Source organism: Rhizobium sp. R635, assembly GCF_002211285.1.
GTDB lineage: Bacteria > Pseudomonadota > Alphaproteobacteria > Rhizobiales > Rhizobiaceae > Rhizobium.
Window position 1 is genome coordinate 97,113 of the sequence record NZ_LOKX01000036.1, and the last position, 16,974, is coordinate 114,086.

The window sequence follows — 16,974 nt, forward strand, 5'->3', positions numbered from 1 at the left end:
CGCATCGGAGGCATCGTGTTTGTCAAACTTCTCCTTGCGGCCGCGCTGATCGCGGCGACGGTTGCGATACAGGCGCTGTTCATGGCGGTGGGGCTGCGTGTCTTCAGGCGGATGGAGCCGGACTATCTCAGCCGTCACGCCACCGCCGCCACGGTCGTCTGGGTCAGCTATCTCCTGATACCCATCGTGCTCGACATCGGCATCTGGGCCCTGCTCTATTACGCCTCGGGCGCGCTGCCGACCCTGGAGGACGCCGTCTACTTCTCGACCGTCACCTTCACCACGGTCGGCTACGGCGACATCGTGCTCGGAAAGGACTGGCGGCAGGTCTCCGTCTTCGAAGCGGTCAACGGCTGGATTATCTTCGGCTGGGCGACCGCCCTGATCATGGCCGTCATCCAGCGGCTCTATTTCCGGGCCGACGCCGATATCGGCTAGCTCTAGATCCAGAGCCCACATGCGCTGCCGCCGCCCTTCAAGAGTTTTTCGATTCGCTTCCCGATAGTTGCGAGGTTCCGCTCAACCGGCGCCGCAGGATTGACCGACGGCGGAACCGCCCGACTGCAGCGGCCGGCAAGCCCTACGCCAATCCGCGATTTCAGAACCCACCGCCGCCCGCGCCTTATCCGGCTATTGCGCCGAAGGCCAAAGCATGTCACGCAAAAGCCCTTCCAGGACATGCGCACAGCAACGATTCCAGGTGCCGGCGAACCCGAAGCATCCCACCCGCGTTTCCGCAGTCGAGTTCCCGCGCACGGAGCAAAGCCCGACATGAAGCCGCATCACCGCATTTTCTTCATCCAGTTCGCCGTAGCCGTTTCGCTCGGAGCCTTGCTGTCTCGCCTGGCGGATCTGCAGGTGAAATTCGCCTTGACCGAAGGCGAGCTCGGCGTGCTCCTCGTCGCCATGTCGTCAGGCGTCCTCTTCGGCCTGACCTTTTCGGTGCGGCTCATCGAAAGGCTCGGCGCGCGCAGCACCGCCTTCGCCACCGTCTTCGGCGCGGCGAGCCTGTTTGCGGCCATTCCCTGGATGCCGTCGGCGCTCGCCGCCGCGCCGCTGTTCTTCCTTGCCGGCATTTTCACCGGCGCCTTCGAAATCAACGCCAATATCGAGACCGACCGCCACGAGGCGCTGCTCGGCTATCGCATCATGAGCCGCGCCCATGGCATGTGGAGCCTCGGCTTCTGCCTCACCGCCTTCGTTGCCGCCGGCATGCGCCAGGCCGGCATCTCCATCGAAATCCATGGCCTCATCGTGCTGGCCGCCGTGCTGATATCGGGAACCATCGTCTTCTCCGGCATCGCGAATGCGCCGAAGCGGCCGGATGCCCATCCCGGCGACGCCTCGCATATCGCCCTCCCGACGCTCGGCCTCATGCCTCTCTGCCTGATCGCCGCGGCACCCCTTCTCGCCGAAGGCGCGAGCGTCGATTGGTCGACCATCTACATGCGCGACGTCTTTGCGGTCGAACCCTTCATCGGCGGGCTGAGCGTCGCCATATTCTCGCTCACGATCGCCATCGGCCGGCTCGCCATGGACCCGATCGTCGACCGTTTCAATCCGCGCCCGGTCGCAATCGCCCTGCTTGCGCTCACGACCGTCGGCCTGATCATGGTCGCGACCGCGCCGCATCCCGCCATCGCACTGCTCGGCTTCGGCCTCACCGGCATCGGCTGCTCCTCGGTCTATCCGCTCGCCATCTCGGCAGCGGCCCGCCGCACCGACCGCCCCGCCTCGGTCAACGTCGCCGCCCTCGGCCAGACGACCTTCGTCGTCTTCTTCGCCGGCCCACCGCTTCTCGGCTTCATCGCCGAACACTTTGGCATCCGCATCTCCTACTGGACCGTCGTCCCCCTCATCCTGGCCGCCCTCTTCGTCACCAAGGCCCTGGCCCCGGCCGCACGCCGCATCGGCGAGCCCGAACTCGGTCGGCAGGGTGCGTGAATAGGGAAAGGGGCGGCCGGGGCTGTCCGAGATCGCCAAGAAGCGCGTCGAGCTGCAGCGCCTGAACGACCTCATCGGCCTCGGCCTGCAGCCTCCGCTGGGCTTCCCACAGCTCAGACATTCCCAGTCCTTCCCTTGGTTCGGCCTGCGACCCCGCTTCCCCGTCACCCATTATAGACGACGGCAATCTTGTTCCCGGCCGGATCGCGCAAATAAGCGGCGTACCAGTTCGGCCCGTATTGCGGCCGTTGATCCGGTCCGCCCTCGTCCGTTCCGCCACTCGCCATGGCGGCTTCGTAGAAGGCATGCACCTCGGCGCGGGACTTGGCCATGAAGCCGATCATCGCGCCGTTTCCAGCGGTCGCCGGTTCTTCATTGAACGGCTTGCAGACCCAGAGGATGAAACCTTCGCCCCTGCCGCCCTCGGAATAGGCGCGCCAGCCCGGAAATTCCTGATGTTTGCTCCAGCCGATCGTGGCCAGAGCGGCATCGTAAAAGGCATTCGACCTGGCGGAATCGATTGCGCCGACAGTTGCGTAGACACTCATGAACGTCCCTCTCCCGGTTGCGGAACTGACAGACTTCATAGCGGATTGATATGAACATAACAAGAACATTGATAGTGGCTTTTAAATGAGGTGGGGAGGGGTTTTAACGACCTCCACCCGATCCAATCATTGCCCCTGCCCCGCCGACCACATATTGCAGTCTCACCGACCCGAGAGAAAACGCATGCCGACCAAATCGCTCAAACCCGCCCTCCTCGCCGCCGTCGCCATGCTGGCGGCAACGATCGCCTCTCTGCAACAAGCCCAGGCCGCCCCCTGCGAGCCGCAAAGCTTCGAAGGCGCGGATTACATCGTCTGCACGGTCGATCCTGACAAAGCCGACCTGCGGCTGTTCTGGAAGGATGCCGCCGGCGAGCCCTACCGCTATTTCTCAAGCCTTGCCGAAGCCCTGCAGGCCGAGGGGCGCACGCTCGTCTTTGCCGTCAATGCCGGCATGTATCGGCAGGATTTCTCGCCGCTCGGCCTTTACGTCGAGAACGGCAAGGAATTGAAGCCCGTCAACAAGGCGAAGACCGATGGCTCGGCCGGGCCGGTGCCGAATTTCTACAAGAAGCCGAACGGCGTGTTCCTTCTCGATGACGCCGGCGCAAAGATCCTGCCGACCGACGAATTCCTGAAGCGCCGCCCGGCCGCGCGTTTCGCCACCCAGTCCGGGCCGATGCTGGTCATCTCAGGCAAGCTCAACCCGATCTTCATCCCCGGCTCGACCGACAAGACCCGCCGCAACGGCGTCGGCATCTGCGCCGGCGGCGCGGTGCGCTTCGCGATCAGCGAGGACGCGGTGAATTTCCACGATTTCGCCCGGCTGTTCCGCGATGAGCTGCAATGCCCGGACGCCCTCTTCCTCGATGGCGGGCGCGGCGTCGGGCTTTACGATCCGGCGCTGCGCCGCAACGATTACTCCTGGCACGGCGGCTACGGCCCGATCCTCGGCCTCGTCGAATAGGGGCCGGCTGCCGCGAACGAATCCAACAGGCGCCGGCGCTTCTAAAAAAGCCGTCGCACCGGACGCGCCGCAGTGCCTATATGCCCTTCTCAGCTGCTTCGGGAGGCCAGCCAGGATGAGAGATGTCGTCGCTTTGGCAACTGGCGGAAGCCGCGGCATCGGTGGCATCGCGGACATCAATGGCTACCGGCCCATCCCCCTGACCGCCGCCGACTTCGCCAAAGGCTGACAGTTGAAACATCCAGCCCGCAGTGCTAATTCCTGCACTGGGTCAACAGTTCACCCAGGCATCGCCGTTCTCCGGAACACGCTAAACCTGACAATGACTGAGATATGGACACCGATCCCGTGCCATGTCGGAAGGGCGATCACCGATCATCCGTTTGGAACGGCACGACCAAAGGATAGGTCATGTCCAGAAAACTCATTCCGCTCAGCGTGAGCGACACCTCCGCATTCGCCAAATCGCTGCGCACGCAGCTCTCCCTGCATCAGGGGCTTCCCTCTCACCTGCAATTCCTCAACATGCTCGCCAGAGCCGCCGGTCATGGCAATTTCCAGAACCTGCGCGCCAAGGCCGATCCATCGGGCAGCGAACAAATCCTTCCCGCATCGGCGCCCGCTGCCGAGCCGGAGATCGACCGCAAGCTCATCGACAGGGTTCTCCGCAGCTTCGACGGCGACCTTCGCCTGATGCGATGGCCCTCGCGGCGGATGGATCAGATAACCGCGCTTTGGGTCCTCTGGTCGCAAATTCCGGCGGCGCGCGAAATGCCGGAAAAAGAAGTCAGCGCCCTCCTCCGCGACAGGCACCTCTTCGGAGATCACGCTTTGCTGCGGCGCGAACTCTGCGATGTCGGCTTGGTGAACAGAACGCGCGACGGCAGCGTCTACAAGCGTATCGAACGGCCGATGCCGGCCAACGCGGCAGCGATCCTGCGTCAGCGCGCCTCACGCTGACGGCGGCTCACTCCGGCTTCCCATCGTCATCAGGGCTCTCGGCCTGGCGCTTGCGGCGCGAACGCAGATTGTCGAAACCCATATAGTGATCGGCATCCGATGTGTTCCATCGGCCGGCCAGATAGATGATCGCTATGGCCGCGGCGACGATGAGCAAGGCATAGATGATATCCATGCCAGCAATGTAGCGCGGGAAAACCGGCGGCCTCGCAGCCGCCAGCTTGAGTTTGTCGACAGCGTCTCCTCCGTCATATCAGGCCTTGTGCCGAGCATCTGACCACGATAATTGGCTAGCTGGAAAAACACTTATTTTCAGTCACTTAACCGACAAGCGCAGATCCTCGGCACAAGGCCGAGGGTTTTGCAATGCGTTGCCGGTAGCTTCAAAAAGCACCTCCCACCTGCCCGAGACGGCGGTGAAGGCGGTTTCCCAATCGGAGGCCGGTCTGTTAAACTCTCGCCGTTTTCTCCAGCCCTTGCGAGGCAGCCATGGCCGACGAGACAGTCAACGTGCGCTACATGGTCGAGAACGTCGAGGCGTCAATCGATTGGTATGTCGCCCATCTCGGCTTTTCCCTGATTTCCAAGCATGCCCCGGCCTTCGCGGACGTCAAGCGCGGCGCGCTGCGGCTGCTCTTGAGCGGCCCCGCAAGCTCGGCGGGCCGGCCGATGCCCGATGGCGAGCAGCCGGTTCCAGGCGGCTGGAACCGCATTCATCTCGTCGTCGACGATCTCGCGGCCGAGGTGGCGCGCCTGCGGGCAAGCGGCGTCCGCTTCCGCAACGATGTCGTCACCGGCCCCGGAGGCTCGCAGATCCTGCTGATAGATCCCTCCGGCAATCTCGTCGAACTCTTTCAGCCCGCGCGGCAATAGCCGCGCCGCATCAGGCGGGAACGTAAACCAGTCTGATCACATTCTCGTCGATCAGATCCTGGCTCAAAAGCCGCAGCGGCGGCCGGGGCGCGGCGAAATACGGCGCGCCGTGACCGAGCACGACGGGGTGCAGATAGATGATATATTCATCGATCAGGCCAAGTTCGGTCAGGCTCCGCGCCAGGTTCGGGCCGGCAACCTCGATCTCCCCGTCCCGCTCGGCCTTCAAGGCCCGCATCGCGCCCTCGAGATCGCCCTTGACGAGAGTCGCGCTCGGCCCGACCGACGTCAGCGAGCGCGAGACGACCCATTTCGGCTGGCTCCGCCACGCCGCCGCGAAGGCGTGCTCGTCCGCACCCCATTCCGGATGATCCTCATCCCAGTACCGCATGATCTCATACATTACGCGGCCATAAACACTGCCCGCCTGCTGCCGGGTGGACTCGATGAAGTGGCGAAAGAGCGTCGGGCTCGGCCCAAACGCCATATGATCGACGTAACCATCCAGCGACTGGTTCATTCCGAATACGAGCTTGGCCATACCCACTTCCTTTCCCTGGAGGGCGCATCCGTGCGGAGGTTGTCAGAGTATCCGAAGTTAACTTGACTGCTTTTATTTTGCAATTGGTTTTGCACCGCGGGCACAGCCGTGGGAATAGTGCTCAGCGATCCCGCTCCCTCGCCGCCCATGCGGCGGTGTCATGATCGGGATGCTGGTTGCTGCTCTTCCTGATCGCCGCCGCCCAGTCGGCGCCGTTGTTTTCGGTCGGCCCGGTATTTTCCATATCGGTGATCGTATCGAACCACGCCACCATGTTTTCGGTGCAGGTATTGGCAAGCGGCGGGAAGGCGTGCGGATCGTCGAGCGAACCGATCATCAGGTTGGTGCGGCCGTTTTCGAGGTGGTGGAAAAACAGCGGCGTGCCGCAATTGGCGCAGAAGCCGCGCTCGACAAGCTCCGAGCTCTTCCAGACATCAGGCTTGCCGCGTGTCCAGACGAGCGCATCATCGGGCGCGGCGACGAGCGCGGCAAAGGCATTGCCCGAGGCTTTCTGGCACATGCGGCAATGGCAGAGATGCGAATTGTCGAGCATTGCGGTCGCGTGGTAGCGCACGGCCCCGCACTGGCAGCCGCCGCTCACTTCCCTCTCGATGCGTTTCATTCTTCTCCTCCTCAAGAGATAGGTGGCGCTTGATATCTTTAGGGCCACCTGCCGTCAGTTGCCCTTCACAGAGTATGGATTGACGAGCCTTCGCCCTCACACCGTCACGGATTCCCAGAGCTCGATCGGGTTGCCCTCAGGATCGTGAATCCCGGCAAAGCGGCCGACTTCGGAGTTCCACGCGGCCCGTGTTTCCACCGCGATCCCGCTTGCCGCAAGGTTCGCCATGAGCCCATCGAGATCATCGACCCGGAAGTTGATCATCCACTGTTGTTCTGCTCGCCCGAAATAGTCGGTGTTTTCGGAGAAAGGGCCAAAAATGGTCATCCCTGCCTCCTGCCGCCATACGGACTTGTGCAGGTCGGCAATGCCAAGGTGTCTCTCATACCAGCCCGCGAGGCCGGCGGGTCCGCCGCCCTGAAGAACACACCGTCAATCCGACTACCTTCGGCATGAGACCTCCCTGGTTTGAAGAATGACACGGCTTGACGTAAATCTCGCCTCGCGGCAGCAATCCAAGCGCGTGAGAAGGTTTTACATCGAACCCTTCGGTGTGCCAATCGACGGAAACCTAGCGAGGGAAAACTATGAGACAAGGTATGCGAATTGACGCCAACTATACGGAAGATGTCGTCGGCTTCGCCTTGGAATCCTTCCTGACTCTGTTGAGTTTTCCCCGACATCGCTTTTCGATCGAGCCGTTTTCGAGAGGCAAGGAGCGCTGGCTCGGCGCGGATGCACGGCTCCACGGCAGAATCCGCGGATTTCGACCCTTCTACATGCAGTTCAAGCGGCCGACGGCCTATCCGGATTTCAGCACCTCGAAGATTGTTACCGACCGCCGCAAGGCGGGGCTGATCACGACGCCGCGCGCCCTCTACTTCCCGCTGCGCCAGAAGCGGGAGACGCATCGCGACTTTCAGCACAATGTCCTATTCCGCTTGCGTGAACGATTGCGCAATCGCGGCCTGGGTGATGCGGCTTATGTTTGCCCACTGTTTCTGGATCGCTCGGCATACCGGCTCAACTTGCATTGGTCCGGTCTCGCGCGGTGGGGGCGCTTCTGGCGCCACCATCCCTGGGAAATCGAGGATGTGATGCTAGAGGACGGCGGGCGTCGGATTCGGTTCGACCGAATGCCGGTTTTCGCTGAGCATATCTCTGTGCCGCCGCACGCTGCGGTCACTACCGCGTCGCATAGATACAGCTTTACTGAAAGTGGGACCGACCTTTGCTTTCATTCGCCTGAGGCGCTGCCCGACGGGTCAATGAGCCTAGCAACATTCCTCGACAAAGTCTCGGCTAGGTTCCTCGATGGCGGAGAGAAACTCTCTCCCGATGGATCGGACCAAATGCTGAGTGAACTGATAGCCGGCGTCGATGGCGATCAGAACACCGCGGCATCGACCTTTCGCCCCGAGGGCGAAGATCCCATCGGGCGTTGGTTCTCCTGGGGCGATCATCTGCGCAGCGAATATGAGATCGAGCAATTTGCGCTGGTTCGTTGGAAGGACGAGGCGGACCTGTTCTAGAGCGGAGACGGATACCTACTTCTGGAGACAGCGGATTCGGGCCTGCCACGCTTCGCGTCCAAGCGGTGCTTTCACGATAAATTTCAATTCCAAATTACAAAATACGCGCGTATATTGAGTTTGGGGACAGAATACCCGTGCCTTGGGGGCGAGGACATGTGTTGGAATACCTCATCAGCATTCACGCCGGTTGGGTTCGCTTTGCGCGGCCCGAGATCTCGCAAGATCGTATGGACGCTGGGCGACGCGGCGCGTCTCCTGATCAACGACTGGCCTTGCGATGACGGCGAGGAATACGTCGCTGCCGTGAAAGCCTGCGTCGACGCATTGAGCGGCAAGATTGCCCCGGAGCAATTCCGCGAAGCGCTTCTGCGCGCGGCCGATGAGGCTGGCATCGCTGCCCTGTCGCTCGTCCCGCAGGCAGTGGCGGAGCAACGGCCGGCCCCTCCCCCAATGATGCGGTAATCGTCGGTTCGGACGACCGCCCACCTGTTGGAAGCCTCACTGGGAAAGCCATTGCGCTCGTCCTCAGGCTTTGGTCGCCTTCGCTCCGGTCGCCGGTTTCAGCAGGATGATGAGAAGCAGGCCGGCGACGATGAGTGCTGCGCCTTCGAGATGATAGCGTTGCAGTTGTTCGCCGAGGATCAGGTAGGCGAGCACGGCGATGAAGATCGTCTGGATGTAAAGCAGCACGCCCGCCCGCGCCGCGCCCAAGGCCTCGATGCTGCGATTGAAGAGATAATACATGACCGCGCCGCCCGGGATCGCGACATAGGCGAGCGCGATGAGGCCGCTGGCATTCAGCGTCGAGCGCTCGTCGGAGACAAGCTCGAACAGGTAGAAGGGCAGCGCCGTCAGCACCGCCCGGCCGAGCAGGAGGACCAGCAGCGCAAGGCGATTGAGATCGAATTTCGCCCGGCGGAGCAGGACCGTATAGAGGCTGAAACAGAACGCGCCGGCGACGATCCACAGCTCTCCGGGATTGAGGTCGAGGCGCAGGAGCGCGGCCGGGCTGCCCTTGACGATGATGACGACGATCCCGAGAAAGGCGAGGATCGATCCGATCACCTGCCAGCGTCCCATCGGCTCGGCCAGCATGAAACGGGCAAGGATCATGGTGATGATCGGGATCAGGGCGATGATGATGCCGGCGGTCGTGGCATCGGCATGTTCGAGGCCGACAAAAATCAGGCCCTGGCAGATCGCAAGCCCCATGCCGCCGATGAAGAGCAGCTCGAGGCCGCGCGCCCGCACGAGCGCGGCCATCGCCCCGAAATGCCGGGACACGATCGGCATCAGGATCGCCCAGGCGATCAGCACGCGCCAGAAGCAAAGCGCCCAGGGCGGCATCTCCGAAGAAACCCATTTCGCGGCGATATAGACGCCGGCCGACAGCAGCCAGCAGAAAATCCCCACGGAATAAGCGCCCGCAAGCGAACCGCCCGCCGCCCGTTCCGTCCCGACTGTGTCGCGATGGACCGCCAAGACATGTATCGCCATGGCCCAGTTATGCCACAATTCCCATGCGCTGCACAGATGGAGGCGGCGGGCCCCTCCTCCAATGATGCGGCAGTCGTCATTTCACGCGGCTCTCGCCTGTCGGCGTCAGCTTGCGACATACCGGCAGGCGGCTCGCTGCCGGTCAGCGTCCAAGCTCGCCCGCGGCGGCGATGATCTCCGCTGCGGTCGGGAAGATGCAAAGGCTGTTCGGCCCGCCCAGCGCCTCAATTCGTGCCCAGGCGATGGTGCCGTTCGCATCGACCAGGAAGTGGCCGACGAGCTGGGTAGCATGTTTCGCAAAGATCGCATGATCGGCTTCATCGAGTTCGAAGCCGTCCTTGGCGTTGAGCACCGAGTTGGCTTCCATCGGGTGCAGCGGTTCCGGCAACTCACCCGTGGGGTTGATGCGCGCCGCCTGGAACTGCGCCATCGTCGCGCGATAAGGCCATTCGGGCTGCTCGCGGCTCCCATCGGGCAGGAACTCGCCATGCGGCACGCCGTAGGCCCGATGCGTCAGGCAGTCCGGATCGCACAGCAGCGTTACCGGCGTCGGACGGTGGCGAAAATACAGCCGAGCGCGTTCCGCCGGCGTATTGATAACGGCCACGGTCTCCACCCCGGCAGCGCGCAGGGCGGGCTGTATGCCGGAAAGCTGCTCGACCTGACGCCGGCAAAACGGGCAGTGCAGCCCGCGAAAGAAACCGATCAGGAACGGGCGCCCCCTCAAATCGGCGAAAGACACCATTCCGTCGAAATTGGCCGCGGCGAGCGTAAAGGCGGGCGCGGTTTCTCCAGGTTGCAGCGGGCGCTTTTGGTCTCCCATGGGATAGTTCCTTTCCCGCATCGTCTCAGGCGAAACGACCGAAATTCAACTATACCACTTGTCGGAGCCGCTAGGCACGCTGCTCACCACTCCCACTGTCAAAGCTGCCCCGCATCTTGCTTCTCCAACAGGTGGAAGGCCCAACAGTCCACAAGGAGTATCGGCGTCAGGTTTGCGCCAGGAGCGGACGTTGGCCGGGCATCAAGGAACGACCGATTTAGGGCCGACAGCGGACTGCCCCCCTGTTGGGCTCTACAGAATGAAAGCGGACATGCAGCCATTGTATGCCGGGGCCTGAAATTGGCCCGAAGCGGAATTCCAAGCATCACGAACATGAGGTGTCGCGGCATCAGCTGCCTGTTCTTTCACTATCATTAGAGTCGCGATTTGATAGAGAAATGATCGCAACCACAGACTTTAAATGCATCTTAAGAGCGAATCAGGAAGAATTTGACTTGAAATCGAGATCAGAACAAAGTAGGAACAAATCTAATTATGAGACAGCGAATTCGTGATCCCCTGCATGATCTCATCGAATTCGATACCGAGCGAGACGAGTTCGAAGGGGTTCTTTGGAAAGCCATCCAAACGAAACCTTTTCAACGGCTTCGACGTGTGAAGCAGCTTGGATTTTCCGATCTGGTCTATCCAGGCGCAACGCACTCTCGGCTGGCCCATAGTATCGGAGTGTTCCACACCGCGCGCATATTGATGGAAGTCATCGGCAGGCACGTACATAAGGTAGAAGATTCTAAGATGCGACAGGCACTTGCTGCTGCTTTGGTGCACGACCTCGGGCACGGACCCTTTAGCCATGCCTTCGAGAGCGTCGGCAAGCGCCTTGGCCTGAAGATGGCCGACCACGAGCATGTTAGCGATGTCCTTATCCGCGATAGCGAAGTCGCAACGGTTCTAAATGAACTCGGAAGCGGTTTCGCAAATGACGTGGCCGATATCATTCGCGGTCGTGGCAAGAAAAACGTCTACAGAGCGGTGGTTTCGAGCCAGTTCGATGCCGATCGTCTCGATTATATGCGCCGCGATCGTCTGATGACAGGGACGCAGCACGCAGGAATCGATTTCAAGTGGCTGATCGCAAACTTGCAGATCGCCAGCGTACCCTTTGGTGTTGACGAATCCTCGATTGGCGAGATCGAAACCTTCGTCCTGGGTCCCAAAGCAATTTTTGGCGCGGAGGCTTATGTTCTTGGTCTCTTCCAACTCTATCCGACTGTCTATTTCCACAAGGCAACCCGTGGCGCTGAGAAGATTTTCGGCGAACTGCTCTACCGAACAATCATGCTTGTTCAAGATGATAGCGTAAGTACAACTGGGCTGCCAAACAACCATCCGATAGTCCGTTTTGCCAGGCACCCTGACGATGTGGAGTCCGCACTCGGTCTCGATGACACTTCTGTGTGGGGAGCTTTGCCACTCATGTGCGAAGCGGCAGATGGTGCGATCGCCAGCCTCGCTCAATCGCTGAGGTATAGAGAATTGGGGAAATGCGTAGATATTCGAGAGAAGGTCGCGCACGCTATTGAAGACTCAGGTAAGGCCGACGAAGAGATCGATGCATGCTGCGCAAAAATTAAGGAAAAGCTGACTGATTGGCTAGGGAGTCAGGATGCGAATGTGCCGCCAATCCACCTGGATGAGGCCCAACGGTCGCCTTACAAACTGGTCGAGGAGACACAGGGGCCGCTCGATCGGATCAACATTTATACGAATGGCGGAAAGCTCGTGGATCTGAAGCAACGATCAGCCGTTGTCGCTGCTGTGAAACCGTTCAAACTGTTCAGAGTTTATTGCAAGCGGAGTGACATGGAAACGCAGAAAGTCGTCGACGCAATAGTTGATGGGGAGATTGGCAATGCGAGACAGTGAAAAGGTCGAAAGTATCATTAGAGATGCTGGGGGCCGTATAGTTGGACGCACAAAGCTCCAGAAGGTGTCCTTTTTTCTGGAGATGGCCAACCTCGGCGACGGTTTTCAATTTAAGTACAAGCATTACGGTCCATTCAGCGAGGAACTCGCGACTGCGACCGAAGACGCAGTCGCGTTGAGAAATGTTTCCGAGAAAGTTTGCCCGGCCTCATGGGGCGGCTTCTATTCAGATTTTTCTCTGGTCGCTCCTGAGGCACCGAACGGTCCGCCGGAGCGTCTGAAACTCGCGAAGACGGCCGCTGAAGCGGACTCGGTAGAGCTGGAACTTGCTGCAACAGCACTTTTCCTGTCGGACGAATTCAAGGATCCATGGGCTGAGACAGCGAGGCGCAAACCGGAGAAGGCGGATGGAGACCGTCTTTCCAAAGCGAAAGAACTATATCGCAGACTTTACGCTGTAGTGCCCGGCAAGCTCCCTGCTATCGTGTGAAAAATAACGGCCGGCAAAGTAAAAATACCGGCCGCCTCTTAAACAGCGGAATTACGGCAAGATCAGATCGTTCGGGGCTTATCCTTACGCTGCTACGTGCGGCAAACCTCGAAACCGCATCGCGTCCGACGCTGCAATCGCTGTGAGCAACCTGCCCTTCCCCACGCCCCAATTGTGTCGTTTCCGCATCACTTTCCGCCAGGTTGTAATTTCTCGCTTGGCAAGGCCGAAATGCTCAGCTACAAAACGCTCACCGCTTCAGATCGAACAACAGGGAGGCGTTGAATGACATCAGTGATCATCGAAACCTCCCGTGGAATGAACCGACGCTAGGTCATTTCCATTCGCGGCCCGCCTTAAGCGCGCCCGACATGCGGTTTTCTCTTTCTTCACAGCCCGATTGATCTGACGGGATCACTTCGTCTCCCGCCTGGGCTGTGCGCCTTTCAACTCTCTATTTGAGGACCGGCGCCGATATGGGCCGGGCTGAATTCAATGACGCGCAAGAAGCTCGATTTCCGTGCCGATGCCTATCGCCAGGTGCTCGGCTTTGTTTTTCATCATTGGAGCCACCGGCCTGCCTTGGTCGGCGCCATCATCGTGCTGGTGATTTCAAGCACGCTGGCCGAAGTCATGGTGCCGGTCTTCTCCGGCCGCATCGTCGATGCCATTGCCGGCGGCAATGCGCCCGACCGCGCGCTCAGCGCCTTCGTCGTCGTCGTGGTGCTCGGCTTCACCAGCGTCGCGCTGCGCTGGTTCATCTTCAACGGCATCATCCGGCTGACGCTGCGCACCATGGCTGATGTGGTCAATAACGGCTTCCATAAGGTGCAGCGCTTCTCCACGGACTGGCACGCCAACAGCTTTGCCGGCTCGACGGTGCGCAAGATCACCCGCGGCATGTGGGCGCTGGATTCGCTGAACGACCTGCTGCTGGTCGCCCTCCTGCCGTCGATCGTCATGCTGGTCGGCGCCAGCATCGTGCTCGGCAGCTATTGGCCGGTCATGGGCCTGATCGTGGCCCTGGGATCGCTGGTCTATATCGCCGCCACGGTGGCGCTTTCCATGGGTTTCGTGTCGCCGGCGGCAAGACTTGCCAATGCCTGGGACACCAAGCTCGGCGGCGCGCTCGCCGATGCCATCAGCTGCAATTCCGTGGTCAAGGCCTTCGGCGCCGAGAAACGCGAAGAGGCGCGGCTCAGCCATGTGCTCGGCAAATGGGACAGCCGCACGCGCCGGACATGGAAGCGCGGCACATTGAGCGGCACGATCCAGGGCTTCATGATGGTCACGATGCAGGCCGGCATTCTGGGAACGGGCCTGATCATGTGGCGGCAGGGGCTGGCGACCCCTGGCGATATCACCTTCGTGCTGGCGATGTTCTTCGTTCTGCAGGGGTATCTGCGCAATGTCGGCCAGGACATCCGCAACCTGCAGCGCGCCGTCAACGACATGGAAGAGCTGGTGCTGCTCGACAAGATGCCGCTCGGCATCGAGGACAAGCCGCACGCCGCGCCCATTGCGATCGACGAGGGCGAGATCGTCTTCGATCGCGTCACCTTCCAGTATGGCGCGCATCCGAGCCCGCTTTACGAGGACTTCTCGGTCACCATCAAGCCGGGCGAGCGCGTCGGCCTGGTCGGTCATTCGGGCTCGGGGAAGACGACCTTCGTCAAGCTCATCCAGCGCCTTTATGACGTGAACGCGGGCGCCATCCGCATCGACGGGCAGGATATATCAGCTGTCAGGCAATCGAGCCTGCGCAGCCAGATCGCCATCGTGCAGCAGGAGCCCATCCTGTTTCACCGGACGCTGGCGGAAAACATCGCCTATTCCAGGCCGAACGCCTCGCGGCGCGAGATCGAACAGGCGGCGAAACAGGCCAATGCGCACGGCTTCATCATGGACCTGCCCAAGGGCTATGAGACGATGGTCGGCGAGCGCGGCGTCAAGCTCTCTGGCGGCGAGCGCCAGCGCGTCGCCATCGCCCGCGCCTTCCTCGCCGATGCGCCGGTGCTGATCCTCGACGAAGCGACCTCGAGCCTCGACAGCGAGAGCGAGGTGCAGATCCAGGAGGCGATGGAACGCCTGATGGACGGCCGCACCACGCTCGTCATCGCCCACCGCCTCTCCACGGTGCGGGCGCTCGACCGCCTGCTGGTCTTCGACAAGGGCAGGATCGTCGAAGAAGGCGACCACCAGTCGCTGATCCGCCTCAACCACGGCATCTATCGCCGGCTGTTCGAACGCCAGGCGCTGGAACTGACCAAGGGGCTGGTGGCGTGAGCCGAAACGACGACTGACGGCCCCTTCTCCGTCGTCATGCTCGGGCTTGTGCCCCAAGCATCTGCTTCCGATCGATAGGGCAACAGATCTCGGCATAAGGCCGAGGACGACGCCGAGAGAAGGTGACGGTTGTCGACAAATCGAAACGCCAGGGTGATGCTCTGGCGTTTCCCACGACTGACAAAGTCGGTCCCCTCTCCTTCGTCATGCTCGGGCTTGTCCCGAGCATCTGCAACCAGCCGACAGGGCAGCAGATCCTCGGCACAAGGCCGAGGATGACGCCGAGAGAAGGGTGACGGCGGTTGTCGACAAATCGAAACGGCAGGGCTGATGCTCCGGCGTTCGGCCATCGATTTAAGCCATTTGCGGCCCTACGCATTTCGTGTTTTGTCCCATGCTCAAGTCATCTCAGAGGAACCCGGCACGGATGGAACACCTTCAGCGGATACTAATCTTCGGCAACGGTGGGACAGGCAAGACCTGGCTCGCCCGCAAAATCGCTGACATCCTGAAACGTCCTACTATCCATTTGGACGATGTCCGCTGGGTTCCCGGCCAATACGGCGTCGCGCGAGACAATCAACTTGTTTTCAATGAAGTCGTGGAGGCCGGAAAGGCCGAGAGCTGGCTTATGGAGGGAGTATATGGATGGCTTGCCAATGCGGTTCTGCATCGGGTGACGACCTTGATATGGATCGATTTGCCCGAGGAAGACTGCGTCGCCAATGTAACGGCCAGGGGCATTCAAGCGGCAGGCAGTGAGGAAAGCCTTCAAGAACTGATCGAGTGGGTGCGCGGGTATCGCCAGCGCGAAAACTCTTCGACCTGTTATTCGAGCCATAAGAAGCTGTTTGATGCACACGCCAATTCGAAAGTGATCCTCAAGAACAGGGGCGAGATCAACGGATATGTAGAGCACATACGAAGATCGAAGCTATGAAGGACACAGCAACGATGCGCCAATCGATACGATCGTCGTGTCGATCACGCACTCCCCCCCCGAACTCAGCGAGGAGGACCTGTCTATTGAGGTTCCACCGGAGCTTTGCAGTCAGCTTGGTTTGGATGATGCCGCCAATTGGGTCCGCGTGAGCGAGGTCAACAGGTTCGAGTGGCCCGGCATTCACCTTCGCACGCTCCCCTCGAATCCGAACCGCTACGACTACGGCATGATCCCTCCGGAATTCTACGAAAAGATCAAAGCCAAGCTTTATGAGGCAATGATGAAGGGGCGCGTGCCGTCTGCCAAACGCTGAGTGGGTGGCGATTGCAGTCATTGCCCGCATTCAGAACGTTGATAATATCCCCGAGCACATTGGAGCGTTCGATGACCAGCAGGCGCCGCGCCGGCTGCGCTCCGCACCCAACCACCCCACGGAGGCTCCCCATATGGCCGAAGTCCTGCTGTTCCACCATGCCCAAGGGCTAACCCCCGGCGTGCGCGCCTTCGCCGATGAGATCAGCGCCGCCGGTCATATCGTGCACACGCCTGATCTGTTCGGCGGACGCACGTTCCTGAGCATCGATGAGGGCCTCGCCTATATCGGCGAGATCGGGTTCGAAGAAATGCGCGAGCGCGGCGTCCGCCTCGCCGGCGATCTGCCGCCCGCGCTCGTCTATGCCGGTTTCTCCTTCGGTGTGCTGCCGGCGCAGAAGCTGGCGCAGACACGGCCCGGCGCCCGCGGCGCCCTGCTCTTCCACTCCTGCCTGCCGATCAGCGGCGAATGGGCCTTCGGCCCCTGGCCGGAAGGCGTCCCGGTCCAGATTCACGGCATGGACAACGACCCGATCTTTGTCGGAGAGGGCGATATCGACGCCGCCCGCGAGATCGTCGGGAAGGTCAGGGATGCGGAGCTTTTCCTCTACCCCGGCGACCGGCACTATTTCGCCGACAGCTCGCTTCCCTCCTACGATGCCGATGCGGCAGCACGCCTCACCTCCCGCGTGCTGGATTTCCTGGCCCGCGTCTGATCATCTCGCGCCTTGGCTTGAGTCCATTCC

General features: G+C 61.0%; 19 protein-coding genes and 1 pseudogene. 13 read left to right on the forward strand and 7 right to left on the reverse strand.

Translation table 11 applies throughout. From position 1 onward, the window contains the following. Nucleotides 1-15 precede the first annotated feature (15 nt). A complete protein-coding gene (locus tag ATY78_RS26305; RefSeq protein WP_088685228.1) occupies nt 16-438 on the forward strand; it encodes a potassium channel family protein in 423 nt (140 codons plus the stop codon). Between the two features lie 333 nt (nt 439-771). Then, entirely contained in the window at nt 772-1,944 is a 1,173-nt protein-coding gene (locus ATY78_RS26310; RefSeq protein ID WP_088685229.1) for an MFS transporter, read from the forward strand. 164 nt (nt 1,945-2,108) lie between these two features. On the opposite strand, the gene ATY78_RS26315 is transcribed toward ATY78_RS26310, so the two are convergent. After that, nucleotides 2,109-2,492: a VOC family protein gene (locus tag ATY78_RS26315; RefSeq protein WP_088685230.1), complete on the reverse strand. Its 384-nt coding sequence runs from the start codon at nt 2,490-2,492 to the stop codon at nt 2,109-2,111. A 184-nt stretch (nt 2,493-2,676) separates the two neighbouring features. On the opposite strand from ATY78_RS26315, the gene ATY78_RS26320 reads away from it, so the two are divergent. Continuing rightward, entirely contained in the window at nt 2,677-3,459 is a 783-nt protein-coding gene (locus ATY78_RS26320; RefSeq protein WP_088685231.1) for a phosphodiester glycosidase family protein, read from the forward strand. A 411-nt stretch (nt 3,460-3,870) separates the two neighbouring features. After that, complete coding sequence (locus tag ATY78_RS26325; protein ID WP_088685232.1) at nt 3,871-4,419, forward strand: DUF2087 domain-containing protein; 549 nt, start codon at nt 3,871-3,873, stop codon at nt 4,417-4,419. Between the two features lie 7 nt (nt 4,420-4,426). Here the strand turns inward: ATY78_RS26325 and ATY78_RS28670 are convergent, their stop codons facing one another. Further along, complete coding sequence (locus ATY78_RS28670) at nt 4,427-4,594, reverse strand: hypothetical protein (RefSeq protein ID WP_190237529.1); 168 nt, start codon at nt 4,592-4,594, stop codon at nt 4,427-4,429. Between the two features lie 314 nt (nt 4,595-4,908). Between ATY78_RS28670 and ATY78_RS26330 the strand changes: the two genes are divergently transcribed. Further along, entirely contained in the window at nt 4,909-5,292 is a 384-nt protein-coding gene (locus tag ATY78_RS26330) for a VOC family protein (RefSeq protein ID WP_088685233.1), read from the forward strand. Nucleotides 5,293-5,302: 10 nt separating this feature from the next. On the opposite strand, the gene ATY78_RS26335 is transcribed toward ATY78_RS26330, so the two are convergent. From ATY78_RS26335 to ATY78_RS26345, 3 genes and pseudogenes are all read right to left on the reverse strand, one after another. Next, complete coding sequence (locus ATY78_RS26335; protein ID WP_088685234.1) at nt 5,303-5,833, reverse strand: dihydrofolate reductase family protein; 531 nt, start codon at nt 5,831-5,833, stop codon at nt 5,303-5,305. 121 nt (nt 5,834-5,954) lie between these two features. Beyond that, entirely contained in the window at nt 5,955-6,455 is a 501-nt protein-coding gene (locus ATY78_RS26340; protein WP_088685235.1) for a GFA family protein, read from the reverse strand. 96 nt (nt 6,456-6,551) lie between these two features. Further along, nucleotides 6,552-6,909, reverse strand: a pseudogene (locus tag ATY78_RS26345) (VOC family protein). A gap of 145 nt (nt 6,910-7,054) precedes the next feature. Between ATY78_RS26345 and ATY78_RS26350 the strand changes: the two are divergent. Together ATY78_RS26350 and ATY78_RS26355 are read left to right on the forward strand one after the other, a co-directional pair. After that, complete coding sequence (locus ATY78_RS26350) at nt 7,055-7,987, forward strand: hypothetical protein (RefSeq protein ID WP_190237530.1); 933 nt, start codon at nt 7,055-7,057, stop codon at nt 7,985-7,987. A gap of 156 nt (nt 7,988-8,143) precedes the next feature. Further along, a complete protein-coding gene (locus tag ATY78_RS26355; RefSeq protein WP_088685237.1) occupies nt 8,144-8,452 on the forward strand; it encodes a DUF982 domain-containing protein in 309 nt (102 codons plus the stop codon). Nucleotides 8,453-8,515: 63 nt separating this feature from the next. Here the strand turns inward: ATY78_RS26355 and ATY78_RS26360 are convergent, their stop codons facing one another. Together ATY78_RS26360 and ATY78_RS26365 are read right to left on the reverse strand one after the other, a co-directional pair. Then, entirely contained in the window at nt 8,516-9,487 is a 972-nt protein-coding gene (locus ATY78_RS26360; protein WP_088685238.1) for a DMT family transporter, read from the reverse strand. Between the two features lie 142 nt (nt 9,488-9,629). Next, complete coding sequence (locus tag ATY78_RS26365; RefSeq protein WP_088685239.1) at nt 9,630-10,310, reverse strand: redoxin domain-containing protein; 681 nt, start codon at nt 10,308-10,310, stop codon at nt 9,630-9,632. Nucleotides 10,311-10,805: 495 nt separating this feature from the next. Here ATY78_RS26365 and ATY78_RS26370 point away from each other — a divergent pair, with 495 nt between their 5' ends. The 6 genes from ATY78_RS26370 (at nt 10,806) to ATY78_RS26395 (ending at nt 16,944) form a co-directional block, all read left to right on the forward strand. Beyond that, nucleotides 10,806-12,197 carry an HD domain-containing protein gene (locus ATY78_RS26370; RefSeq protein WP_088685240.1) on the forward strand — a complete coding sequence of 464 codons (1,392 nt, stop codon included), beginning with the start codon at nt 10,806-10,808 and terminating at the stop codon, nt 12,195-12,197. Further along, complete coding sequence (locus ATY78_RS26375; RefSeq protein ID WP_088685241.1) at nt 12,184-12,687, forward strand: hypothetical protein; 504 nt, start codon at nt 12,184-12,186, stop codon at nt 12,685-12,687. The genes ATY78_RS26370 and ATY78_RS26375 overlap by 14 nt, the downstream gene beginning before the upstream one ends. A gap of 495 nt (nt 12,688-13,182) precedes the next feature. Next, nucleotides 13,183-14,973 (forward strand): ABC transporter ATP-binding protein, encoded by a 1,791-nt coding sequence (locus ATY78_RS26380; protein WP_088685242.1) that lies wholly within the window; start codon nt 13,183-13,185, stop codon nt 14,971-14,973. A gap of 427 nt (nt 14,974-15,400) precedes the next feature. Beyond that, complete coding sequence (locus tag ATY78_RS26385) at nt 15,401-15,913, forward strand: AAA family ATPase (protein WP_245313633.1); 513 nt, start codon at nt 15,401-15,403, stop codon at nt 15,911-15,913. A gap of 37 nt (nt 15,914-15,950) precedes the next feature. Beyond that, nucleotides 15,951-16,229 carry a hypothetical protein gene (locus ATY78_RS26390; RefSeq protein ID WP_190237531.1) on the forward strand — a complete coding sequence of 93 codons (279 nt, stop codon included), beginning with the start codon at nt 15,951-15,953 and terminating at the stop codon, nt 16,227-16,229. A 94-nt stretch (nt 16,230-16,323) separates the two neighbouring features. Continuing rightward, a complete protein-coding gene (locus tag ATY78_RS26395) occupies nt 16,324-16,944 on the forward strand; it encodes a dienelactone hydrolase family protein (protein WP_280950462.1) in 621 nt (206 codons plus the stop codon). Nucleotides 16,945-16,974: the final 30 nt, after the last annotated feature.